The following is a 21,565-nucleotide window of genomic DNA, read 5'->3' on the forward strand; positions in this document are numbered from 1 at the left end:
GTTATGACAGGTAAATCGTAATATGTTGCAGTGCAATATAACAGGGGCTGGCCGCACTGTTTTGAGGAAAACCACCAATTCCGGGCTCTTTTCACGGCTTTGGTGCCAGAGCACCACGAGGCGGCGGCCGGGCTTGCTTTCGCGATAAACCGCCGCCACCTGCGGAATTGAAGGAACACTTACTATTTTGCCTTCCGGCTGGCGGTTTTGCCGCCCTGGTGCCGCTCCCCGAACAGGAAACAACACTATGCTCCCCATGATCGACGCCTCCGCGCTGGACCGAATCGCCTCCCTGAAGAAATCCGACAGGATGCCGGTGCTGTTTGTGGGCCACGGCAGCCCCATGAACGCCATTGGCGACAACGAATACCGGCGCAGCTGGCAGGCGCTGGGTGCTGAATTCGGGAGCAAATACCCCCGGCCGCAGCTGATCCTGTGCATTTCCGCCCATTGGCTGACCGAGGGCTGGTGGCTGACCGCGATGGACAAGCCCAAGACCATCCACGATTTCGGCGGTTTTCCGCAGGAACTGTTTGACCAGCAATACCCCGCGCCGGGCGACCCGGCCGCCGCGCGGGCCATCAGCCAGCTGGTCCGTCAGCGGGCCTCGGCGCCGCTGGGCCTGGACGAAAGCGAATGGGGGCTGGACCACGGCGCCTGGTCGGTGCTCAAGCCCATGTTCCCCGATGCGGACATTCCGGTGATCCAGCTCAGCATGGACTACAGCCGCGCGCCCGAGGACCACTATGCGCTGGCAAAGCAGCTCAAGGCCCTGCGCGACCGCGGCGTGCTGGTCGTGGCCAGCGGCAACATCGTGCACAACCTGCGCCAGATGCAGCGCGGCGCGAGCGGCAGCCAGGCCTATGACTGGGCGCTGGAATTCGACCAGATCACGGGCGGTTATATGCAGCAGGGAAACCTCGACGCGCTGCAGAACTTCCAGAAGCTCGGCCAGGTCGCCAAAATGGCACATCCCACGCACGAGCATTACCTGCCTTTGCTGTATGCGGCCGGCGCCGCCGACGGGAAGGAGCCCATGCGCTTTTTCAACACCAGCTTCCAGGCCGGGTCGATTTCGATGCGTTCGGCGGTCTGGGGCTAGCCCTGGATTTGCAGCCAGGGCCAGCGCTCCTGGTAGGCACGGGCTTTTTGCTCAAAGAGCGGCAGGTGGGGGCACAGCGGGTTCGGGCTGAGCCGGCCCCGGTACAGATCGTCCAGGCCGTTGGGCGCGTAAAGCTCCAGGCCTGAAACACCGGCTTGCAGGCCCACGCAGGTGCAACGGACCAGGAAACGGTCCATGCCGTCCCGGGCGCTGTGCAGGGCAGGGTAGGGAAAACCGAAAAAATCCTCGTACCAGGTGTGGACCCTGGCCTGGTTTTTCGCTTCGACGGTAATGCCCTGGCCGGCAAAGCAGGCCTGGATACGCGCATTCACCTCAGCTTCGGCCGCCTCCGAAAGGTCGGAGGGATCGAAGTAGAACAGGTCGTAGTCCTTGATGCGGGCTTCGGGCGGATGGCCCGAACGCAAATTCCAGGCAGTCTGGAAGAGGCAGCCCGCAACCAGCCACGCATCTGGCAAGCCCAGGGCGGGTAACTGCGCCAGGATGCGCTGGTTGTGGCGGTTTTGCAGGGCGTCCCGGATGAAGCCATCCGGGCTGGGGGCCTCAGAAGGCGTCAGGGGATCAGATGACCTTGGCAATCGACGCGCAGACGTAGTCAATGTTCTTGCTGTTCAGCGCGGCCACGCACATGCGGCCGGTGTCGGTGCCGTAGACGCCGAACTCATTGCGCAGGCGCACCATCTGGTCCTTGCTGAGGCCGGAATAGCTGAACATGCCGATCTGGGCGGTAATGAAGCTCATGTCTTGCTTGACGCCGGCGGCCTTCAGGCCGTCCACGAGCTTCTGGCGCATGGCCTTGATGCGCACGCGCATTTCGCTCAGTTCCTGCTCCCATTGGGTGCGCAGCGCCGGCGTATTGAGCACCGTGGCCACCACCATGCCGCCGTGGATCTGCGGGTTGCTGTAGTTGGTGCGTATGACCAGTTTGAGCTGCGACAACACGCGGTCGGCTTCTTCCTTGGATTCGCAGAGCACCGACAGGGCGCCCACGCGTTCGCCATAGAGGCTGAAGCTCTTGGAAAACGAGGTTGATACGAAAAAGCTGAGGCCGGCAGCCACAAACTTGCCGATGACGGCGCCGTCCTCCGCAATGCCGTGGCCGAAGCCCTGGTAAGCCATGTCAAGGAAGGGCGTCAGCTTGCGCGCCTTGACGGCGGCGATCACCTGGTCCCATTGGGCCGCGGTGATGTCATAGCCGGTCGGGTTGTGGCAGCAGGCGTGCAGCACGACGATGGTGCCTTCGGCCGCGGCATTCAGGGCGGCGAGCATGCCGTCGAAGTTGACGCCGCGTTTGGCGGCATCGTAGTAAGGATAGCTTTCAACGACGAAGCCGGCCTGGCTGAATAGCGCGCGGTGGTTTTCCCAGCTCGGGTCGGAAATCAGCACCTTGGCGTTGGGGCTGAGCTTTTTGAGGAAATCGGCGCCTATCTTCAGGCCGCCCGTGCCGCCAATGCCTTGCGCCGTGGCCACGCGGCCGCTCTTGACGGGCTCGCTGTCGGCGCCGAACACCAGGGCCTTGACGGCCGTATCGTAGGCAGCGATGCCGTCAATCGGCAGGTAGCCGCGGGCCTTGGGGGATTCCATCATGAGTTTTTCGGCCGCCTGCACGCATTGCAGCAGGGGCAGCTTGCCGTTGTCGTCGTAGTACACGCCCACGCCCAGGTTGACCTTGTTGGGATTGGTGTCGGCATTGAACTGCTCATTCAGGCCCAGGATGGGGTCACGCGGGGCCATTTCGACAGCGGTAAACAAAGACATGAAATATCCTCAGAAAAAGTGAAAAAAGGCGAAAGCGACGGTACGGGGATTTAGGTCACAAGTTGACCGAAAAAAGGGCTACAAGAGGTATCAACACGGCGGTCGGAGGGCGATGGGGGATTGCAATTCCCATTTTCGGCCGAATGTCGTATTCTGTTTGGTTGCCCCGAATTTTAACGGGGCTTGATCGAGGTTTTATGCCAGAAGCTATTGAAGTCATAACCGAGGTGGCGGATCCGGCCCCGCGCGAGGGCCAGTTTGTCCGTTTCCCGGATTCGCCGTTCGAGTTGTTCCAGCCCTATCCTCCGGCGGGCGACCAGCCGGTGGCGATTGAGCAACTGGTGGAGGGTGTCAGGGACGGCGAGGTGTTCCAGACCCTGCTGGGCGTGACCGGCTCGGGCAAGACCTTCACCATGGCCAATGTGATCGCCCGTCTGGGCCGCCCGGCCATCGTGTTTGCGCCCAACAAGACGCTGGCGGCGCAGCTGTACAGCGAATTCCGCGAGTTTTTCCCCAAGAACGCGGTCGAGTATTTCGTCAGCTATTACGACTACTACCAGCCCGAGGCCTACGTGCCGCAGCGCGACCTTTTCATCGAAAAGGACTCGGCCATCAACGAGCACATCGAACAGATGCGGCTGTCGGCCACCAAGAGCGTGCTGGAGCGGCGCGACACCATCATCGTCGGCACGGTCAGCGCGATTTACGGCATAGGCGCGCCCGAGGATTACACGCAGATGCGCTTTATTGCCCGCATAGGCGACAAGATGGGCCAGCGCGACGTGATCGCGCGGCTGATCCGCATGCAGTACACGCGCAACGAGCAGGATTTCGCGCGCGGCACTTTCCGGGTGCGCGGCGACGTGATCGACGTCTTCCCGGCCGAGCATTCCGAGCTGGCCATACGCATAGAGCTGTTCGACGACGAGATCGAGTCGCTGCAATTGTTCGACCCGCTGACCGGCCGCATTCGCCAGAAAATCCCGCGTTTTGTGGTCTACCCCAAGAGCCACTACGTCACGCCGCGCGACAAGGTCATGACGGCGGTCGAAACCATCAAGCTGGAGCTTTCCGAGCGTGTGGCCCAGTTCGTCGCCGACGGCAAGCTGGTGGAAGCCCAGCGCATCGAGCAGCGCACCCGCTTCGACCTGGAGATGCTCAGCGAAATCGGGCACTGCAAGGGCATTGAAAACTACACGCGCCACCTGAGCGGGTCGGCGCCGGGCTCGCCGCCCTCGACGTTGTGCGACTACCTGCCCAAGGACGCGCTGATGTTCCTGGACGAAAGCCACGTCATGATCGGCCAGCTCAACGCCATGTACAACGGCGACAGGGCGCGCAAGACCACGCTGGTGGAGTACGGCTTTCGCCTGCCCAGCGCACTGGATAACCGGCCGCTCAAGTTCGAGGAGTTCGAATCCAAGATGCGGCAAGCCATTTTCGTGTCGGCCACGCCGGCGGCCTATGAGCAGGAGCATGCTGGCCAGGTGGTGGAGCAGGTGGTCAGGCCCACGGGCCTGGTCGACCCGCAGGTCGAAGTGCGACCCGCCACCCACCAGGTCGACGACGTGCTGCAGGAAATCCGCATCCGGGTCGAGAAAAACGAGCGGGTGCTGATCACCACGCTGACCAAGCGCATGGCCGAGCAGCTCACCGACTACCTCAGCGACAATGGCGTCAAGGTGCGCTACCTGCACAGCGATGTGGATACGGTGGAGCGCGTGGAAATCCTGCGCGACCTGCGGCTGGGCGCTTTTGACGTGCTGGTGGGGATCAACCTGCTGCGTGAGGGCCTGGATATTCCCGAGGTTTCGCTGGTGGCCATCCTGGACGCCGACAAAGAGGGCTTTTTGCGCGCCGAGCGCAGCCTGATCCAGACCATAGGCCGGGCTGCCCGCAACCTCAATGGCCGCGCCATCCTGTATGCCGACCGCATCACCGACTCCATGAAAAAAGCCATGGGCGAGACCGAGCGGCGGCGCAACAAGCAGATCGCCTTCAACCTTGAGCACGGCATCACGCCGCGCAGTGTGGTCAAGCGCATCCGCGACCTCATCGACGGCGTCTACAGCGAAAAATCCGGCAAGGAAGCCGAAAAGCTCGAGATGCAAAAGGCGCTGGTCGAGGACATGAGCGAAAAAGACATTGCCCGCGAAATCAAGCGCCTGGAAAAGCAGATGATCGAACACGCCAAGAACCTGGAGTTCGAAAAGGCCGCCCGGGTGCGGGACCAGTTGCACAGCCTCAAGGAGCAGGCTTTCGGCGCCCCCGGTACCGACAACGTGCTGCCTTTGCCCGCCACGGGCCAGGCCCGGGCTTGAGCTGAAACGTTTCTCACCGTTCAATGCACCGATATGGTGCGTTTGACGGCTGAGGCTACGGGTTAGTCCTCATGTTTTTGGGGCGCCCAGCGGGAAAACCCCTGCTTGTGTTAAACTTGACGAAAACAGTCAAGAACAATACCAGAACAACAAAAAGCCCCCGCGATACCGGTTGACTGACCTGGGCGGCTGGAGGAAGAGTTCCCTGTAAGCCACAAGTTTGCAGGGTGAAAACGACAGTCAAGCCATTTAAAGGAGCTTGTTATGCGCCTCACAACCAAAGGCCGCTTTGCGGTCACTGCGATGATTGATTTGGGACTGCGCCAGAACAACGGCCCGGTCACCCTGGCCGCTATCAGCCAGCGCCAGCAGATTTCCCTGTCCTATCTCGAACAGCTGTTCGGCAAGCTGCGCCGCCACGAGCTGGTGGAGTCCACCCGCGGTCCCGGCGGCGGTTATACCCTGGGCCGCAAGGCTTCGGAGATCACCGTGGCCGACATCATTGTCTCGGTGGACGAACCGATCGACGCGACCCAGTGCGGCGGCAAGGAAAACTGCCTGGGCGAGGGCGGACGCTGCATGACGCACGAACTGTGGGCATCGCTGAACAGCCGCATGGTGGAGTTCCTGGATTCCGTGACCCTGCAAAAACTGGTGGAAGACCAGCTCGCCAAGGGCGTGGTGATCGAAAACACCCCGCAGGTCAAGAAGGCCATCTTCACGGCGCCGGCCGTCAAGCCGGTACGCGTGAATGCGCCGAACTCGGTCTTCGCACTGGGCAATGCGTTCTCCAAATCCTGATGGAGTCGGGCCGGCATTTGCCCGGCCCCATCCCTTGCGAACTGATTGCATGACCCTGGATCGCGCTGCCAGCCAGCCCGTGAATAAAAAGAGCTAGCCACATGGATACCCCACACTTTCCCATTTACATGGACTACAGCGCCACGAACCCCTGCGACCCGCGGGTGGTGGACGCCATGATTCCCTGGTTGCGCGAACACTTCGGCAACCCCGCTTCGCGCAGCCACGCCTGGGGCTGGGAGGCGGAAGCCGCCGTCGAGAAGGCGCGCGGGCAGATCGCCGACCTGATTGGCGCCGACCCCCGCGAGATCGTCTGGACCAGCGGCGCCACCGAGTCCAACAACCTGGCGCTCAAGGGGGCGGCCCATTTCTACAAGACCAAGGGCAAGCACATCATCACGGTCAAGACCGAGCACAAGGCCGTGCTGGACACCTGCCGCGAGCTGGAGCGCCAGGGTTTTGAGGTGACTTATATGGACGTGCAGGCCGACGGCCTGCTGGACCTCGAAGCGCTCAAGGCTGCCATCCGCCCGGACACCATTCTTGTCAGCGTCATGTTCGTCAACAACGAAATCGGCGTGATCCAGGACATCCCGGCCATTGGCGCCCTGTGCCGTGAAAAAGGCATCATCTTCCATGTGGACGCCGCCCAGGCGACCGGCCGCATCGACATCGACCTGGCCACCTTGCCGGTCGACCTGATGAGCCTGACCTCGCACAAGACCTACGGCCCCAAGGGCATAGGCGCCCTGTATGTGCGCCGCAAGCCGCGCGTGCGGCTGGAAGCGCAGATGCACGGCGGCGGCCATGAGCGCGGCATGCGCTCGGGCACGCTGCCCACCCACCAGTGCGTGGGCATGGGTGAGGCCTACCGCATCGCCAAGGCCGAGATGCACGAAGAGAACAAGCGTATCCGTGCCCTGCACGAGCGCATGCTCAACGGCCTCAAGGACGTTGAAGAGGTGTTCCTCAACGGCCACGCCGACAAGCGCGTGCCGCACAACCTGAACATGAGCTTCAATTTCGTCGAGGGCGAGTCGCTGATCATGGGCATCAAGGGTCTGGCGGTTTCCAGCGGTTCGGCCTGCACCTCGGCCAGCCTGGAGCCCAGCTATGTGCTGCGCGCCCTGGGCCGCAGCGACGAACTGGCGCACAGCAGCCTTCGCATGACGATTGGCCGCTGGAGCACCGAAGAAGAAATTGACTACGCGGTCGCCACCATCAAGGAAAACGTGGCGAAACTGCGCGAATTGTCCCCCCTGTGGGAGATGTTCAAGGATGGTGTTGATTTGTCCACCATCCAGTGGGCTGCACACTGAGCAGCGCGCCCGACAGCTTAAAGAGGTAAACAAAATGGCATACAGCGAAAAAGTGGTGGACCACTACGAAAACCCCCGCAACGTCGGCTCTTTTGAAAAGGGCGACGAATCGGTAGGCACCGGCATGGTCGGCGCGCCGGCTTGCGGCGACGTGATGAAGCTGCAGATCAAGGTCAACCCGGTGACGGGTGTGATCGAAGATGCGCGCTTCAAGACTTATGGCTGCGGTTCCGCGATCGCTTCCAGCTCGCTCGTGACCGAATGGGTCAAGGGCAAGACGCTGGACGAAGCGGCCAGCATCAAGAACAGCGCGATCGCCGAAGAACTGGCCCTGCCGCCGGTCAAGATTCACTGCTCCATCCTGGCGGAAGACGCCATCAAGGCCGCCGTGAACGATTACAAACAAAAGCACGCGCACTGATCAAAACCGCACTACCCGTCACCTGTTTTATTTCCGAGTGATTTAAATGTCCGTAACCCTCACTGATGCAGCCGCAAGGCACGTGACCCGCTACATGATCAAGCGCGGCAAAGGTGTTGGCGTGCGCCTGGGCGTCAAGACCACCGGCTGCTCCGGCCTGGCTTACAAGCTGGAATACGCCGACGAGATCGCGCCGGAAGACGTCGTGTTTGAAGACAACGGCGTCAAGGTGCTGGTGGACCCGAAAAGCATGGCTTACATCGACGGCACCAAGCTGGACTTTGTGCGTGAAGGCTTGAACGAAGGTTTCAAGTTCATCAACCCCAACGAGCGTGACCGTTGCGGCTGCGGCGAAAGTTTTCGGGTTTGACGGGCCAGCGGTATTACGCGTGCCGCACCCTTACCCAAGCCGCCTCCACTGATGGTGCTGGCGGCTTTTTCTCGGCATGAACCTTCAATCCACTGATTTCGAGCTTTTCGGCGTGCCCCAGCGTTTCGCGCAGGATCGCGCCGCGCTGGACGCGCGCTGGAAGGACCTGCAGCGCGAGGCGCATCCCGACAAGTTCGCGGCCCAGGGTCCGGCGGCGCAACGTGTGGCCATGCAGTGGTCGGTGCGCATCAATGAGGCCTACCAGCGCCTGAAGGACCCGCTGAAGCGGGCGAGCTATCTGTGTGAGCTCAATGGCGCGCCCATCGACGCCGAAAAAAACACCGCCATGCCGCACGATTTCCTGGTGCAGCAGATGCAGTGGCGCGAAGCGCTGGATGAGGCCGAGACGGCCGAGGATTTTGAGGAAATCGCCTCGCGGGCCATGTCGAGTGGGCGCGAGAAGCTGTCAAAAATAGCGCAATTGCTGGACGTGGACAGGGACTTTCCCGCCGCCGCCCGGCAGGTCAGAAGCCTTATGTTTATTGAGCGCTTTGCCAGCGAGGTCGATGCGCGCATCGACCTGCTGGGACAATAGGAACCTGTTCAATGTCTTTTTGGAGTCGCACAAGTACCTTTTCGGGATGGGACGCAAGGCGCGGTGCACCGCCAATAGCTAGGCTATTGGCAAGCGCCGCAACGCCGCAGACCGCCCGACAAGGCACTTGCCCGAAGGGTTGGAGTGAAATCGGGCGATTGGACGCCCCGGCCGCTTGCATGGGCATCAGCCCATGCGGCGCATCCGAAGCATCCACTCATCCCGATTGCACTCCAATGCGATCTCCAAAAAGACATTGAACAGGTTCCAAGGCATTACAGAAAAAGTACGACAAGCACGCATGGCACTCCTGCAAATTTCCGAACCCGGCCAGACGCCCGACCCGCACCAGCGGCGCATCGCGATCGGCATCGACCTGGGCACCACGCACTCGCTGGTCGCCAGCGTGCGCAACGGTGTGTCCGAATGCCTGCCGGACGAGCAGGGAAGGGTGCTACTGCCCAGCGTGGTGCGCTATCTGGAGGGCGACAAGCGCCAGATCGGCTATGAGGCCCTGGCGGCGCAGGTCGAAGACCCGCGCAACACCATTTCTTCGGTCAAACGCCTGATGGGCCGCGGCATTGACGACATCGGCAGCCGTGCCCAGTTGCCTTACGAGCTCAACGACAAGCCGGGCATGGTCACGCTGCAGACCGTCGCCGGCGAGAAAAGTCCGGTCGAGATCAGCGCCGAGATCCTGGCCACACTGCGCTACCGCGCCGAAGATACTTTCAACGACGACATCTACGGCGCCGTGATCACTGTGCCGGCCTACTTCGATGACGCCCAGCGCCAGGCCACCAAGGACGCCGCGCAACTGGCGGGCCTCAATGTGCTGCGACTGCTCAACGAACCCACGGCGGCCGCGATTGCCTACGGCCTGGACAACGCCAGCGAAGGCGTTTACGCCGTCTACGACCTGGGCGGCGGTACTTTCGACATCTCCATCCTGCGCCTGACGCAGGGCGTCTTCGAAGTGGTGGCCACCGGCGGTGATTCGGCGCTGGGCGGTGACGACTACGACCGCGCGCTGGTCGATTGGGTGCTGGCCAAGGCCGGCCTGGCGGCCGACACCCTTACGCCTGCGGACAAAGCTGCCCTGCAGCGCACCGCGCGAAACTGTAAGGAAGCACTGTCGGCCGCCGACCCCGTGCCCTTTTCGGTGCAACTGGCCAAGGCCGTCGTCAATTTCGAGATGAAGGCCGAAGACTTCGAAACTGCGACGGCCCACCTGACCCAGCGCACGCTGGCAGCCGTTCGCAAGGCGCTGCGCGATGCCAGGCTCGCCAAGGAAGACATTCAGGGCGCCGTGCTGGTGGGCGGCTCCACGCGCATGCCCCAGGTGCGCAAGGCGGTGGCCAGTTTCTTCGGCCGTGAGCCGCTGGTCAACCTCAACCCCGATGAAGTGGTGGCGCTGGGTGCGGCCATTTCCGCCAATCAGCTGGCCGGCAACAACACCGGTGATGAGTTGCTCTTGCTGGATGTGATTCCGCTGTCGCTGGGTATAGAGACCATGGGCGGGCTGGTCGAACGCATCGTGCCGCGCAACCAGACCATTCCCACGGCCATGGCGCAGGATTTCACCACCTACCAGGACGGCCAGACCGCCCTGGCCCTGCATGTGGTGCAGGGCGAGCGCGACCTTGTGGCCGATTGCCGCAGCCTGGCCCGCTTTGAATTGCGCGGCATTCCGCCCATGGTGGCCGGTGCCGCGCGTATCCGTGTGACTTTTACGGTCGATGCCGACGGCCTGCTCAGCGTCAACGCGAAAGAGCAGGTCAGCGGTGTCGAGGCGCGTATTGACGTGAAGCCTTCCTACGGCCTGTCCGACGAAGACATCGCGCGCATGCTGCAGGACAGTTTTTCGACCGCCCAGCAGGACATGAATGCCCGCGCCCTGGCCGAGGCCAAGGTCGATGCGGACCGCATGATCCTGGCCACACAAAGCGCGCTGGCCGCGGATGCCGATCTGCTGAGCCCCCAAGAACGCGCACAGATCGACAGTCTGATCACCGGCCTGGCCGACACGCGCGCGCACGGCGACGCGGCCGCGATTGAGGCGGCCACGCAGGCCCTGGCCAAAGGCACAGAGGCCTTCGCCGCCCAGCGCATGAACCGGGGCATCAAACAAGCCCTGGCCGGTAAAAACATCGAGGCGGTCTGATCCGACTGACAACCATGCCCATCATCAAAATACTGCCTCACCCCGAATACTGCCCGCAGGGCGCTGAAATCAGCGCGCCGGCTGGCACCTCGATCTGCGAAGCCCTGCTCGACAACAAGATCAACATCGAGCACGCCTGCGACTTGAGCTGCGCCTGCACGACCTGCCACGTTGTTGTGCGAGAGGGCTTCAACTCCCTCAACGAGCTCGACGAAAGCGAGGAAGACCTGCTGGACCGCGCCTGGGGCCTGGAGCCCAATTCGCGCCTGAGCTGCCAGGCCGTGCTGGCCCAGACCGATGTGACGGTGGAAATACCCAAGTATTCGATCAACCACGCCAAGGAAAATCACTAGTCCCCACGCTTGCCACTGCGTGTGCTGCTCTGCTCCCGAGGGGGGCACATTTTTCCTTGGGACGGCCCGGCGGAAAAATATCCACTGACTCAGCGCGGCGATAATCGGGCCATGCGCCAAATCGTTCTTGATACCGAAACCACTGGTCTTTCCGCCGAAAACGGCGACCGCATCATCGAAATCGGCTGTGTGGAGCTGGTGGCCCGCAAGCTCACCGGCAACAACCGCCACTTTTACCTGAACCCCGAGCGCGACAGCCATGAGGACGCGCTCAAGGTCCACGGCATCAGCAACGAGTTCCTGAAGGACAAGCCCAAGTTCGCCGCCGTGGCTGACGAGCTGATGGAATACCTGCAGGACGCCGAGATCATCATCCACAACGCGCCTTTTGACGTGAGCTTCCTCAACAAGGAGCTGGAACTCATAGGCCGGCCGCCCATCAAACACTGCGTGGCCAAGGTCACCGACAGCCTGATGATGGCCAAGGAGCTGTTCCCGGGCAAGCGCAACTCGCTGGACGCCCTGTGCGACCGGCTGGAAGTCGACAATTCCGGCCGTACCCTGCACGGCGCCTTGCTGGACGCTGAATTGCTGGCCGACGTCTACATCAACCTGACCCGCGGGCAGAACGCACTGGTCATGGACGTGGGCGACACCACCCAGGAAGGCGACAACAACGTACCTCAGATAGACCTGAGCGTGTTTGAACTGCCTTTGCTCGCGGCCAATGAGCAGGAAGCCGCCGAACATGAGAAGTTGCTGGCCGGGATCGACAAGGCCAGCAAGGGAAAAACAGTCTGGCGCGCCCTGGCGGCTTGAGCTGAAACGCAATTCCGGGGACGGGCCGGAAAATCGGCCCAAAACACCATATAATCGTAGGCTGACCGATAGGGCGGTTAGCTCAGGGGTAGAGCACTGCATTCACACTGCAGGGGTCGCAAGTTCGAAACTTGCACCGCCCACCAGAATTTGACGAAGAAAAAGGCCAAGTCTTGCGACTTGGCCTTTTTTCATTGGGACGCTGTTTTTTCGTGGGTTCAGAGCACTTCGCTCGCGAAATCAGCCAGGCGCGAACGCTCGCCGCGTGCCAGCGTGATGTGCCCGCCATGCGGCCAGCCCTTGAAGCGGTCGACGGCAAAGGTCATGCCCGAGGAACCTTCGGTCAGGTAAGGCGTGTCAATCTGCGCCAGGTTGCCCATGCAGATGATCTTGGTGCCCGGGCCAGCCCGTGTGATCAGCGTTTTCATCTGTTTGGGCGTCAGGTTTTGCGCTTCGTCGATGATGACGTACTTGTTCAGGAAGGTACGGCCGCGCATGAAGTTCATGCTTTTGACCTTGATGCGTGAGCGGATCAGCTCGTTGGTGGCGGCGCGGCCCCATTCGCCCGAGCCGCTGTCGGTCTTGCCCAGCACTTCCAGGTTGTCGTCCAGCGCGCCCATCCAGGGGCCCATTTTTTCCTCTTCGGTGCCCGGCAGGAAGCCGATGTCCTCGCCAACGCTGACCGTGGCCCGTGTCATGATGATTTCGGTGTAGCGCCGGTCGTCGAGCACCTGCGTGAGGCCGCTGGCCAGCGCCATCAGCGTCTTGCCGGTACCCGCCGTGCCCGCCAGCGTGACGAAGTCCACTTCCGGGTCCATCAGCAGGTTCATGGCGAAATTCTGCTCGCGGTTGCGCGTGGTGACGCCCCAGACGGCATTTTTGAGATGGTTGTAGTCCTTCAGGGTCTTTAGCACCGCGGTTTTGGCCCGGATTTCCGTCACGCGGGCATACAGGGGCGGCTCGCCGGGGGCCTCAAAGAACACGAACTGGTTGATCAGCAGGCTGCCCACGATGGGGCCGGTGATGCGGTAGAAGGTGTGGCTGCCTTGTTGCCAGCTTTCGATGGTCTTGCTCTGGCGCGTCCAGAAGTCCGCCGGCAGGGCCAGCGAACCGGAATACAGCAGGTCGCCGTCTTCCAGGGTTTTGTCGTTCTGGTAGTCGTCGGTGGCCAGGCCCAGGGCGCGTGCCTTGACGCGCATATTGATGTCCTTGGACACCAGGACCACCTCGCGCGGCGCATATTCCTTGCGCAGGGCCTCGACCACGCCCAGGATCTGGTTGTCGGCCTTGCCCTGCGGCAGGCTCATGGGCAGCGTGTAATCGAGCGGTTTGGTCTGGAAAAACAGGCTGCCGCCGGCTTCGGGGTGGCCGGTGGTGTCCAGCTTCAAGCCCTTGCCGATATCGGCGCCCTGGGCGCCCGCCAGCGCGTCCAGCGTGCGGCTGGTCTGGCGGGCGTTGCGCGCCACCTCGGTCATGCCCTTTTTGTGGCCGTCGAGCTCCTCGAGCACGATCATGGGCAGGAAAATGTCATGTTCCTCGAAGCGGAACAGGCACATCGGGTCGTGCATCAGCACGTTGGTGTCGAGCACGAACAGCTTGGCCGGGCCCGTGCGTTTGGGCTTTTTCGGCTTGGCCGGCTCGGGCAGGGCGATGCTCTCTTTTTTGCGGCTGTTCGCGGGGGTTCGGTCAGGGTGGGCGGGCTCCTTGCCCTTGAAGGCCACCGGATGGCTGCCTTCTCCCGCCGCGCGGCTGTCAAACAGGTCCATTACCGGGGGCTTCTGGGCGGATTCGGTGCGCTCCGATTTCCGGGCGACTTTCGAAGGGGAGCGGGCAGGCGCGTCGAGCGCATCAGGCGAGAGCAGGGCGGCACGTTTGGTCGGGGCGGGGGGGAGGGGCATAGTGCTTAAAACTCTCTAAAAAAGAGGGGTTCCAGAAGCGAAAAAGCCGCCTTGAAACCAGGGCGGCTTTTTCTTTTGGCGCAGTTGCGAAGGTCAACAGCATGAGTTCATTATGCACAACTCAAGTGACAGGGCAATCCTTTGTTGCTAACTGGCCTCAGTAGGGTTTCAGGCGGCTTTTTTGAGGGCCTTGACGGCCTTGAGCACGTCGTCCACATGGCCGGGCACTTTCAGGCCGCGCCATTCCTCTTTGAGCAGGCCGTCGGCGCCCACCAGGAAGGTGCTGCGCTCTATGCCTTTGACCTTTTTGCCGTACATGATCTTGTTCTTGACCACACCGAACATGTGGCACATTTTTTCCTCGGTGTCCGCGATCAGTTCGAACGGCAGCTCAAGCTTGGACTTGAACTCGTCATGGGACTTCATGTTGTCGCGGGAGACACCGAAGACCGTCGCGCCGGCCTTCACGAAGTCCTTGTAGCGGTCACGGAACTGCATGGCTTCCGTGGTGCAGCCAGGCGTGTTGTCCTTGGGATAGAAATACAACACCACGACTTTGCCGAGGTGGGACTGGTTGGAAACCTTGATGCCGCCGGTGGCGATCGCTTCAAATTCGGGGAGTGGTTTATTGACGACGACTGCCATACTGAGTAGACCCTGACGAAAGTAGTTGTAATTGGCCGCGCCTTTTGACAACCGACCCGGGACGTCATCCCGGGATGTGGTGCCAAGTGCAACCCTAGATTTTACCCTGAAAGAGAGGTCATTTCAGGCTTCTGTTCCTTCTGTTTCAATCAGCAAGGCGGCAATCACCTGGCGGCCTTCACCCGCGAGGATGTTGTAGGTGCGGCAGGCCGCGAGCGTGTCCATGGTTTCAACGCCGATGCGTTGCTCCATCAGGGCGCGCAGAAACGCGGGGGGCACAAAGCGCAGGCGGGCGCCGCTGCCGAAAATCACAAGTTCGGGCCGGGTTTCGGCCAGCAGGGCGAAATGCGCCGCGGTGAGCTGCTCAAAGCGCGTGCATTGCCAGTCGAATTTTTCGCCGCGCGAGCCGATCACGACGCTGTGTTCGATTTTTTCGGCCACGCCCTCGCGCCCCAAACCCACCCAGCCGGGGCCGTAGCCGAGGATGGACTGGACGTCGAGGCGGTCTGGCTGAAGTTTCATGCGGAAAGGGTCCGGGCGTTGTGAAGGCGTGGCGCGGCTGTGCGCGGGGGCTTGCGTGCGGCTGTTTTGCCAGCGAAAAGCCTCTTTTATGTGGTCAAATTATAGATTCCGCCCGAATTCCACGCCGCAATGTGCCGTATCGCCCCGGTTGCCAGCATGGTGAGCGGCGCGGCCCCCGTCCAAAGTCCTCTTAACGTTTCATGAAACCGATCACCAAATCCGCCAAACTTGCCAATGTGCTGTACGACATCCGCGGCCCGATCATGGACGCCGCCAAGCAGATGGAGGAAGAGGGCCAGAAACTCATCAAGCTCAATATCGGCAACCTGGCGGTGTTCGGTTTTGACGCGCCCGAGGAAGTCCAGCAGGACATGATCCGAAACCTGCCCGCCTCGGCCGGCTATTCGGACAGCAAGGGCATTTTTGCGGCGCGCAAGGCCGTGATGCATGAAACCCAGAAGCAGGGCATCAAGGGCGTCACGCTGGACGACATCTACCTGGGCAACGGCGCGAGCGAGCTGATTTCCATGGCCACCAACGCCTTACTCGACGACGGCGACGAACTGCTGCTGCCGGCGCCCGACTACCCGCTGTGGACCGCCTCCACCAGCCTTTCGGGCGGCACGCCGGTGCACTATCGCTGTGATGAAAGCAATGGCTGGATGCCCAACCTGGACGATATCCGCGCCAGGATCACGCCCAGGACCAAGGCCATCGTGGTCATCAACCCGAACAACCCCACGGGCGCGCTGTATTCCGACGAGCTGCTCAAAGGCATCATCGGTATCGCGCGCGAGCACGGCCTGGTCATCCTCGCCGACGAGGTCTATGACAAGGTGCTGTACGACGGCGCCAGGCACACGGCCATCGCCAGCCTGTCGACCGACGTGCTTACGCTGACCTTCAATTCGCTGTCCAAGAGCTACCGCTCCTGCGGCTACCGCGCGGGCTGGCTGGTGGTGTCCGGACCCAAGAAGCAGGCTCAGGATTACATCGAGGGCCTGAACATGCTGGCCAACATGAAGCTGTGCTCCAACGTGCCGGGCCAGTGGGCCATACAGACCGCGCTGGGCGGCTACCAGAGCATCAACGACCTGACCTGCGAGGGCGGGCGCCTGCGCCGCCAGCGCGACATGGCTTACGACCTCATCACCGCCATCCCCGGCGTCACCTGTGTCAAACCCAGCGCCGCGCTCTACATGTTCCCGCGGCTTGATCCCAAGGTCTACCCGATCAAGGATGATCGCCAGTTCTTCCTGGAGCTCCTCAAGGAGACCAAGGTCATGCTGGTGCAGGGCACCGGCTTTAACTGGGCCGAGCCCGACCACTTCCGCATCGTCTTCCTGCCGCATGAGGAAGACCTGCGCGAAGCCATAGGTCGCATCGCGAAGTTCCTCGAGAACTACCGCAACAACCGAATTTGACCCTGTATTCGGCCCTTCTCTTTTTTCGCACCCCTTGGGGTGCGGGCATCCAAGATCAACGTAAAGCAAGACCTCAGCGACTATGAAACCGACGAATTTGAGCCCCATCCGCGTAGGCCTTCTGGGCATAGGTACCGTCGGCAGCGGCACCTACAACGTATTGCAGCGCAACCAGGAAGAAATCCGCCGCCGCGCCGGCCGCGGCATTGAAATCACCATGGTCGCCGACCTCGACGTGGCGCGCGCCAAGGCGGCCGTCGGTGCGGGCGTGCAGGTGGTGGACGACGCGCGCAAAGTCGTGACCAGCCCCGACGTCGACATCGTGATCGAGCTCATAGGCGGCTATGGCATCGCGAAACAACTGGTGCTGGAAGCGATCGAAGCCGGCAAACATGTGGTCACCGCCAACAAGGCGCTGCTGGCCGTGCACGGCACCGAGATTTTCGCGGCGGCCCACCGCAAGGGCGTGATGGTGGCGTTTGAAGCGGCCGTGGCCGGCGGCATCCCCATCATCAAGGCGCTGCGCGAAGGCCTGACCGCCAACAGCATCCAGTGGATCGCCGGCATCATCAACGGCACCACCAACTTCATCCTCTCCGAGATGCGCGACAAGGGCCTGGACTTCGACGTCGTGCTCAAGGAAGCGCAGCGCCTGGGCTACGCCGAGGCCGATCCCACCTTCGACATCGAGGGCGTGGACGCCGGACACAAGGTCACCCTGATGTCTGCCATCGCCTTCGGCATCCCGGTGCAGTTCGACAAGGCATATGTGGAAGGCATCACCGGCCTGGCCGCGCAGGACATCCGCTACGCCGAGCAGCTCGGCTATCGCATCAAGCTGCTGGGCATCACCAAGCGCGCCGCCAACGGCATCGAGCTGCGCGTGCACCCCAGCCTGGTGCCGGCCAAGCGCCTGATCGCCAATGTGGAAGGCGCGATGAATGCCGTCGTGGTGCAGGGCGACGCCGTCGGCACCACGCTGTACTACGGCAAGGGCGCGGGCAGCGAGCCCACCGCCAGCGCCGTGATCGCCGACCTGGTGGACATCGCCCGCCTGCACACGGCCGACCCGGAACACCGCGTGCCGCACCTGGCCTTCCAGCCCGATGCGATGAGCGACCTGCCCGTGGTGCCCATGTCCGACGTCGTCACCAGCTACTACCTGCGCCTGAAAGTCGCCGACGAGGCCGGCGTACTGGCCAAGGTCACCGGCATCCTGGCCGGCGCGGGCATCAGCATAGACGCCGTGCTGCAGCGCGAGGCCGATGAAGTCGGCGGCGAAGGCTCCACCCACACCGACCTCATCATCCTCACGCACGATTGCGTGGAAGCGAAGATGAACAACGCCCTGGCGCAAATGCAGGCGCTGCCCACGGTACTGGCACCCATCACGCGCATCCGCAAGGAGGAGCTGGCCTGATGCTGTACCTCTCCACGCGCGGCCACGCCGACCGCAAGCGCTTTTGCGAAATCCTGCTTGAAGGCCTGGCGCCCGATGGCGGTTTGTACCTGCCCGAAACTTATCCGCAGGTTGACGAGGCAACCCTGGCCAAATGGCGCGGCCTGGCCTATGCCGACCTGGCCTTCGAAATCCTCTCGCTGTATGTCGACGACATTCCCGCCGCCGACCTCCACGCGATCTGCCGCAAGACCTACACCGAAGCCGTGTTCGGCACAAAGGCGATCGTCCCGCTGAAAAAACTCGAAGACGGCCTTTACCTCGAAGCCCTGTCCAATGGCCCGACGCTGGCCTTCAAGGACATGGCCATGCAACTGCTGGGCAACCTCTTTGAGTACGAGCTGGCGCGCCGTGGCGAAGAGCTCAACATCCTGGGTGCCACCAGCGGCGACACCGGCAGCGCGGCTGAATACGCCATGCGCGGCAAAAAAGGCGTGCGCGTCTTCATGACTTCGCCTAACGGCCGCATGAGCCCCTTCCAGCAGGCGCAGATGTTCAGCTTGCAGGACGAGAACATCCACAACATCGCGGTCGAAGGCGTGTTCGACGACTGCCAGGACATCGTCAAGGCCGTGTCCAACGACCTGGCCTTCAAGCGCCAGTACAAGATCGGCACCGTCAACTCCATCAACTGGGCGCGCCTGATGGCGCAGGTGGTCTACTACTTCGCCGGTTATTTCCAGGCCACCAACAGCAACACGGCCAAGGTTGATTTCACCGTACCCTCGGGCAATTTCGGCAACGTCTGCGCCGGCCATGTGGCCCGCATGATGGGCCTGCCCATAGGCAAGCTGGTGGTGGCCACCAACGAGAACGACGTGCTCGACGAGTTCTTCCGCACCGGCGTCTACCGCGTGCGCAGCAGCGCCGACACGCACGAGACCTCCAGCCCCTCCATGGACATCTCCAAGGCCTCGAACTTCGAGCGCTTTGTGTTTGACCTGCTGGGCCGTGACGGCGCCAAGACCAAGGCCTTGTTCCACGACCAGCTCGGCAGCCAGGGCCGTTTTGACCTCAGCGCCGAGCCGGCCTTCAAGTCGGCCGGGCAGCGCTACGGCTTTGTCAGCGGCAAAAGTACCCATGCGGACCGCCTCGCGACGATTCGCGACACCCACAAGCGCTTCGCCACCACCATAGACACGCACACCGCCGACGGCGTCAAGGTGGCGCGCGAACAGCTCCAGCCCGGCGTGCCCATGGTCGTGCTGGAGACCGCGCTGCCCATCAAGTTCGCGGCCACGATTGAAGAGGCGCTGGGCCATGTACCCGAGCGGCCCGCCAAGTTCGAAGGCATCGAAGACCTGCCCAAGCGCGTCAAGCTGCTGCCCGCCGATGCGGCTGTGGTCAAGCGCTACATCGCCGACCATGTGCATTGATCCGGGCCACGGCCCCGCCTGGAAAGCCCGGCCATGAACGTCGTCGGCTTCGCCGGCTACTCCGGTTCGGGCAAGACCACGCTGGTCGAAAAGCTGATCCCCGCGCTCAAGGCGCGCGGCCTGCGCGTGTCGGTGGTCAAGCATGCCCACCACAAATTCGACATCGACCACCCCGGCAAGGACACCTTCCGCCACCGCGTGGCCGGCGCCTTCGAGGTGGTGGTGGCTTCGCAGAACCGGCTGGCGCTGATGCGCGAGTTTGAAAAACCGGCCGAGATGACGGTGCACCAGCTGATCGCCGAGCTCTATGGCGGTGTGGACTGGGTGCTGGTCGAAGGCTTCAAGAGCAGCGACCTGCTCAAGATCGAGGTCTGGCGCGGCCCCTCGGCCGATTACGCCGGCAAGCCCTGCCTCTACATGGATGACGATTTCATCGTCGCCATTGCCACCGACGCCCCCGGCCAGTTGCCCCAGGCAACCTTGCGCCCTGTGCTGGATTTGAACAGCGGGGATGCCGTGGCCGAGTACCTGGTCAACAATCAGGAACGCTTTGCCTATTCCTTCGAAGACCGCTTCGGCTAGGCTTGGGTGAAGGCCAGCCCCAAGCCAGCTTCGTTCCGTTCCGTTCTGTTCATGCTTTTGTTCCGGACACCTCGCCCATGAGTTTTGCCTCCACCGACACGTCCGCCAGTGCCGCACCCCAGCCCGGCCGCGCGCCCCTGAAACCCCTGGACCAGGCGCTGGCCGAACTGCTGGCCCGCGCGGTGCCGCTACCGGGTGTTGAGGCGGTTTCCACCTTTGACGCGGACGGCCGCGTGCTGGCCCAGGACCTGGTCTCCAGCCTCGACGTGCCAGCGCACGACAACAGCTCCATGGACGGTTATGCCGTGCGCGCGGCCGACTGGGCCGAGGGCGCCGTGCTGCGGGTCGGCCAGCGCATCCCGGCCGGCAGCAGCGGCCATGCGCTGGCGCCGGCCTCGGCGGCGCGCATCTTCACCGGCGCGCCCGTTCCGCCCGGCGCCGATGCCGTGGTCATGCAGGAAGACTGTGAGGCGGTGGATGAGGGTGTGCGCATCAAGGCCCAGCCTCAGCCCGGCCAATGGATCCGCCGCCGCGGCGAGGACGTGGCCGCCGGCGCGGTGGTGCTGCGCCGCGGTGAACGCCTGGCGCCTGCCTCGCTGGGCCTGGCCGCCAGCATAGGCTTTGACATGCTTCAGGTCGCACCCCGCGTTCGTGTGGCCTTGTTCTCGACCGGTGATGAGCTCGTCATGCCCGGCGAAGTCGCACCCGCCGACATGAAGCCCGGCGCCATCTACAACTCCAACCGATTCTTTTTGCGCGCCTTGCTGCTGCGCCTGGGCTGTACGGTGACCGACCTCGGCATCGTGCCCGACCGGCTGGACGCCACCATCGCCGCGCTCAAGGGTGCGAGCCAGGCGCACGACCTGATACTCACCAGCGGCGGCGTGTCCGTCGGCGAGGAAGACCACATCAAGCCGGCCGTGCAGGCGCTGGGCGAACTCGCCCTCTGGCAGATCGCAATGAAGCCGGGCAAGCCCTTTGCCTGCGGCAAGCTAGGCGGTGCGCATTTCATCGGCCTGCCGGGTAACCCGGTGTCCAGCTTTGTGACCTTTCTGATGCTGGTGCGTCCTTTCCTGCTCAAGCTGCAAGGCGCGGCCGAGGTGGCCCCCAGCCCCATCGCATTGCCCGCGCATTTCGACTGGCCCAAGGCCGACAAGCGCCGCGAGTTCCTGCGCGCCAGGCGCAACGCCGCCGGCGGACTGGAGCTGTTCGGCAACCAGAGCTCGGGCGTGCTGACCTCGGCCGTCTGGGGCGATGGCGTGATCGACAACCCGGCCGGCCAGGCGGTTGCCCATGGCGACATGGTGCAGTTCATCCCGTTTTCGGCGCTGATGGCCTGACGCGCCGCATCAAGGCCTTCCCATGAAAGTCACGGTCAAATACTTTGCCTCCATCCGCGAAGCCATAGGGCAGGGCATCGAGTTGCGCGACACCAGCGCCACCACGCTGGCGGCCCTGCGCGACGAGCTGCTCGCGGCCACGCCCGCGCATGCCGCCAGCCTGGCGCGCGGCAGGGCTGTGCGCATGGCGCTCAACCAGGTCATGTGCGATGAAACGGCCGCCCTCAGCGAAGGCTGCGAAGTCGCGTTCTTCCCGCCTGTGACCGGCGGCTGAACCT

The 21,565-nt window shown here is 62.8% G+C and carries 21 protein-coding genes and 1 tRNA gene; 17 read left to right on the plus strand and 5 right to left on the minus strand.

The features are described from left to right. Positions 1 to 247: 247 nt before the first annotated feature. A complete protein-coding gene (ygiD, locus tag PMI15_RS08965; protein ID WP_007867007.1) occupies positions 248 to 1,102 on the plus strand; it encodes a 4,5-DOPA dioxygenase extradiol in 855 nt (284 codons plus the stop codon). Here ygiD and PMI15_RS08970 read toward each other — a convergent pair. Both PMI15_RS08970 and PMI15_RS08975 read right to left on the minus strand, forming a co-directional pair. Next, complete coding sequence (locus tag PMI15_RS08970; RefSeq protein ID WP_007867008.1) at positions 1,099 to 1,698, minus strand: nucleotidyltransferase family protein; 600 nt, start codon at positions 1,696 to 1,698, stop codon at positions 1,099 to 1,101. The genes ygiD and PMI15_RS08970 overlap by 4 nt on opposite strands. Further along, positions 1,682 to 2,878 carry an amino acid aminotransferase gene (locus PMI15_RS08975; protein WP_007867009.1) on the minus strand — a complete coding sequence of 399 codons (1,197 nt, stop codon included), beginning with the start codon at positions 2,876 to 2,878 and terminating at the stop codon, positions 1,682 to 1,684. The genes PMI15_RS08970 and PMI15_RS08975 overlap by 17 nt, the downstream gene beginning before the upstream one ends. A gap of 197 nt (positions 2,879 to 3,075) precedes the next feature. Between PMI15_RS08975 and uvrB the strand changes: the two genes are divergently transcribed. The 10 genes from uvrB to PMI15_RS09025 all read left to right on the plus strand — a co-directional run bounded on the left by uvrB (position 3,076) and on the right by PMI15_RS09025 (position 12,187). Further along, positions 3,076 to 5,199 carry an excinuclease ABC subunit UvrB gene (uvrB, locus tag PMI15_RS08980; protein ID WP_007867010.1) on the plus strand — a complete coding sequence of 708 codons (2,124 nt, stop codon included), beginning with the start codon at positions 3,076 to 3,078 and terminating at the stop codon, positions 5,197 to 5,199. Between the two features lie 264 nt (positions 5,200 to 5,463). After that, positions 5,464 to 6,000 carry a Fe-S cluster assembly transcriptional regulator IscR gene (gene iscR / locus PMI15_RS08985; RefSeq protein ID WP_007867011.1) on the plus strand — a complete coding sequence of 179 codons (537 nt, stop codon included), beginning with the start codon at positions 5,464 to 5,466 and terminating at the stop codon, positions 5,998 to 6,000. A 101-nt stretch (positions 6,001 to 6,101) separates the two neighbouring features. Further along, positions 6,102 to 7,319 carry an IscS subfamily cysteine desulfurase gene (locus PMI15_RS08990; protein WP_007867012.1) on the plus strand — a complete coding sequence of 406 codons (1,218 nt, stop codon included), beginning with the start codon at positions 6,102 to 6,104 and terminating at the stop codon, positions 7,317 to 7,319. A 34-nt stretch (positions 7,320 to 7,353) separates the two neighbouring features. Continuing rightward, positions 7,354 to 7,740, plus strand: a complete 387-nt coding sequence (iscU, locus tag PMI15_RS08995; RefSeq protein WP_007867013.1) for a Fe-S cluster assembly scaffold IscU — start codon at positions 7,354 to 7,356, stop codon at positions 7,738 to 7,740. A gap of 46 nt (positions 7,741 to 7,786) precedes the next feature. After that, a complete protein-coding gene (gene iscA, locus PMI15_RS09000; RefSeq protein WP_007867014.1) occupies positions 7,787 to 8,110 on the plus strand; it encodes an iron-sulfur cluster assembly protein IscA in 324 nt (107 codons plus the stop codon). Positions 8,111 to 8,186: 76 nt separating this feature from the next. Next, positions 8,187 to 8,705, plus strand: a complete 519-nt coding sequence (gene hscB, locus PMI15_RS09005; RefSeq protein WP_007867022.1) for a Fe-S protein assembly co-chaperone HscB — start codon at positions 8,187 to 8,189, stop codon at positions 8,703 to 8,705. Positions 8,706 to 9,006: 301 nt separating this feature from the next. Continuing rightward, complete coding sequence (gene hscA, locus PMI15_RS09010) at positions 9,007 to 10,869, plus strand: Fe-S protein assembly chaperone HscA (protein ID WP_007867023.1); 1,863 nt, start codon at positions 9,007 to 9,009, stop codon at positions 10,867 to 10,869. 14 nt (positions 10,870 to 10,883) lie between these two features. Further along, on the plus strand, positions 10,884 to 11,222 hold the full coding sequence (fdx, locus tag PMI15_RS09015) for an ISC system 2Fe-2S type ferredoxin (RefSeq protein WP_007867024.1): 339 nt from the start codon (positions 10,884 to 10,886) through the stop codon (positions 11,220 to 11,222). A 111-nt stretch (positions 11,223 to 11,333) separates the two neighbouring features. Next, positions 11,334 to 12,041 carry a DNA polymerase III subunit epsilon gene (gene dnaQ / locus PMI15_RS09020; protein ID WP_007867026.1) on the plus strand — a complete coding sequence of 236 codons (708 nt, stop codon included), beginning with the start codon at positions 11,334 to 11,336 and terminating at the stop codon, positions 12,039 to 12,041. A 71-nt stretch (positions 12,042 to 12,112) separates the two neighbouring features. Next, positions 12,113 to 12,187 (plus strand) — tRNA-Val (locus PMI15_RS09025). Positions 12,188 to 12,259: 72 nt separating this feature from the next. Here PMI15_RS09025 and PMI15_RS09030 read toward each other — a convergent pair. From PMI15_RS09030 to PMI15_RS09040, 3 genes are all read right to left on the minus strand, one after another. Continuing rightward, positions 12,260 to 13,939 (minus strand): PhoH family protein, encoded by a 1,680-nt coding sequence (locus tag PMI15_RS09030; protein ID WP_007867028.1) that lies wholly within the window; start codon positions 13,937 to 13,939, stop codon positions 12,260 to 12,262. Between the two features lie 168 nt (positions 13,940 to 14,107). Further along, positions 14,108 to 14,584 carry a peroxiredoxin gene (locus tag PMI15_RS09035; protein WP_007867029.1) on the minus strand — a complete coding sequence of 159 codons (477 nt, stop codon included), beginning with the start codon at positions 14,582 to 14,584 and terminating at the stop codon, positions 14,108 to 14,110. 123 nt (positions 14,585 to 14,707) lie between these two features. Then, on the minus strand, positions 14,708 to 15,106 hold the full coding sequence (locus PMI15_RS09040; RefSeq protein WP_007867030.1) for an Mth938-like domain-containing protein: 399 nt from the start codon (positions 15,104 to 15,106) through the stop codon (positions 14,708 to 14,710). Positions 15,107 to 15,306: 200 nt separating this feature from the next. Between PMI15_RS09040 and PMI15_RS09045 the strand changes: the two genes are divergently transcribed. The 6 genes from PMI15_RS09045 (at position 15,307) to PMI15_RS09070 (ending at position 21,561) form a co-directional block, all read left to right on the plus strand. Beyond that, positions 15,307 to 16,530, plus strand: coding sequence for a pyridoxal phosphate-dependent aminotransferase (locus PMI15_RS09045; protein WP_007867031.1), 1,224 nt, complete (start codon positions 15,307 to 15,309; stop codon positions 16,528 to 16,530). Between the two features lie 97 nt (positions 16,531 to 16,627). Then, on the plus strand, positions 16,628 to 17,950 hold the full coding sequence (locus PMI15_RS09050) for a homoserine dehydrogenase (protein ID WP_036838167.1): 1,323 nt from the start codon (positions 16,628 to 16,630) through the stop codon (positions 17,948 to 17,950). After that, positions 17,950 to 19,365, plus strand: a complete 1,416-nt coding sequence (thrC, locus tag PMI15_RS09055) for a threonine synthase (protein WP_007867038.1) — start codon at positions 17,950 to 17,952, stop codon at positions 19,363 to 19,365. Before PMI15_RS09050 ends, thrC begins: the two co-directional genes overlap by 1 nt. 33 nt (positions 19,366 to 19,398) lie before the next feature. Continuing rightward, complete coding sequence (mobB, locus tag PMI15_RS09060) at positions 19,399 to 19,947, plus strand: molybdopterin-guanine dinucleotide biosynthesis protein B (protein ID WP_007867050.1); 549 nt, start codon at positions 19,399 to 19,401, stop codon at positions 19,945 to 19,947. A 77-nt stretch (positions 19,948 to 20,024) separates the two neighbouring features. Next, complete coding sequence (gene glp, locus PMI15_RS09065) at positions 20,025 to 21,287, plus strand: gephyrin-like molybdotransferase Glp (protein ID WP_007867053.1); 1,263 nt, start codon at positions 20,025 to 20,027, stop codon at positions 21,285 to 21,287. A 22-nt stretch (positions 21,288 to 21,309) separates the two neighbouring features. Beyond that, positions 21,310 to 21,561, plus strand: a complete 252-nt coding sequence (locus PMI15_RS09070) for a MoaD/ThiS family protein (RefSeq protein WP_007867055.1) — start codon at positions 21,310 to 21,312, stop codon at positions 21,559 to 21,561. The last annotated feature ends 4 nt before the right edge of the window (positions 21,562 to 21,565 follow it).

The sequence above is a fragment of the Polaromonas sp. CF318 genome, from assembly GCF_000282655.1.
Classification (GTDB): Bacteria; Pseudomonadota; Gammaproteobacteria; order Burkholderiales; family Burkholderiaceae_C; genus Polaromonas.

Bases quoted from the DNA above. Each gene is read 5' to 3' on its own strand.
- uvrB (WP_007867010.1), top strand. From the start codon at position 3,076: ATGCCAGAAGCTATTGAAGTCATAACCGAGGTGGCGGATCCGGCCCCG.
- PMI15_RS08975 (WP_007867009.1), bottom strand. From the start codon at position 2,878: ATGTCTTTGTTTACCGCTGTCGAAATGGCCCCGCGTGACCCCATCCTG.
- iscA (WP_007867014.1), top strand. From the start codon at position 7,787: ATGTCCGTAACCCTCACTGATGCAGCCGCAAGGCACGTGACCCGCTAC.
- glp (WP_007867053.1), top strand. From the start codon at position 20,025: ATGAGTTTTGCCTCCACCGACACGTCCGCCAGTGCCGCACCCCAGCCC.
- mobB (WP_007867050.1), top strand. From the start codon at position 19,399: ATGAACGTCGTCGGCTTCGCCGGCTACTCCGGTTCGGGCAAGACCACG.
- PMI15_RS09030 (WP_007867028.1), bottom strand. From the start codon at position 13,939: ATGCCCCTCCCCCCCGCCCCGACCAAACGTGCCGCCCTGCTCTCGCCT.
- thrC (WP_007867038.1), top strand. From the start codon at position 17,950: ATGCTGTACCTCTCCACGCGCGGCCACGCCGACCGCAAGCGCTTTTGC.
- PMI15_RS09045 (WP_007867031.1), top strand. From the start codon at position 15,307: ATGAAACCGATCACCAAATCCGCCAAACTTGCCAATGTGCTGTACGAC.
- iscR (WP_007867011.1), top strand. From the start codon at position 5,464: ATGCGCCTCACAACCAAAGGCCGCTTTGCGGTCACTGCGATGATTGAT.
- fdx (WP_007867024.1), top strand. From the start codon at position 10,884: ATGCCCATCATCAAAATACTGCCTCACCCCGAATACTGCCCGCAGGGC.
- hscA (WP_007867023.1), top strand. From the start codon at position 9,007: ATGGCACTCCTGCAAATTTCCGAACCCGGCCAGACGCCCGACCCGCAC.
- iscU (WP_007867013.1), top strand. From the start codon at position 7,354: ATGGCATACAGCGAAAAAGTGGTGGACCACTACGAAAACCCCCGCAAC.
- PMI15_RS09070 (WP_007867055.1), top strand. From the start codon at position 21,310: ATGAAAGTCACGGTCAAATACTTTGCCTCCATCCGCGAAGCCATAGGG.
- hscB (WP_007867022.1), top strand. From the start codon at position 8,187: ATGAACCTTCAATCCACTGATTTCGAGCTTTTCGGCGTGCCCCAGCGT.
- ygiD (WP_007867007.1), top strand. From the start codon at position 248: ATGCTCCCCATGATCGACGCCTCCGCGCTGGACCGAATCGCCTCCCTG.
- dnaQ (WP_007867026.1), top strand. From the start codon at position 11,334: ATGCGCCAAATCGTTCTTGATACCGAAACCACTGGTCTTTCCGCCGAA.
- PMI15_RS09035 (WP_007867029.1), bottom strand. From the start codon at position 14,584: ATGGCAGTCGTCGTCAATAAACCACTCCCCGAATTTGAAGCGATCGCC.
- PMI15_RS08990 (WP_007867012.1), top strand. From the start codon at position 6,102: ATGGATACCCCACACTTTCCCATTTACATGGACTACAGCGCCACGAAC.
- PMI15_RS09040 (WP_007867030.1), bottom strand. From the start codon at position 15,106: ATGAAACTTCAGCCAGACCGCCTCGACGTCCAGTCCATCCTCGGCTAC.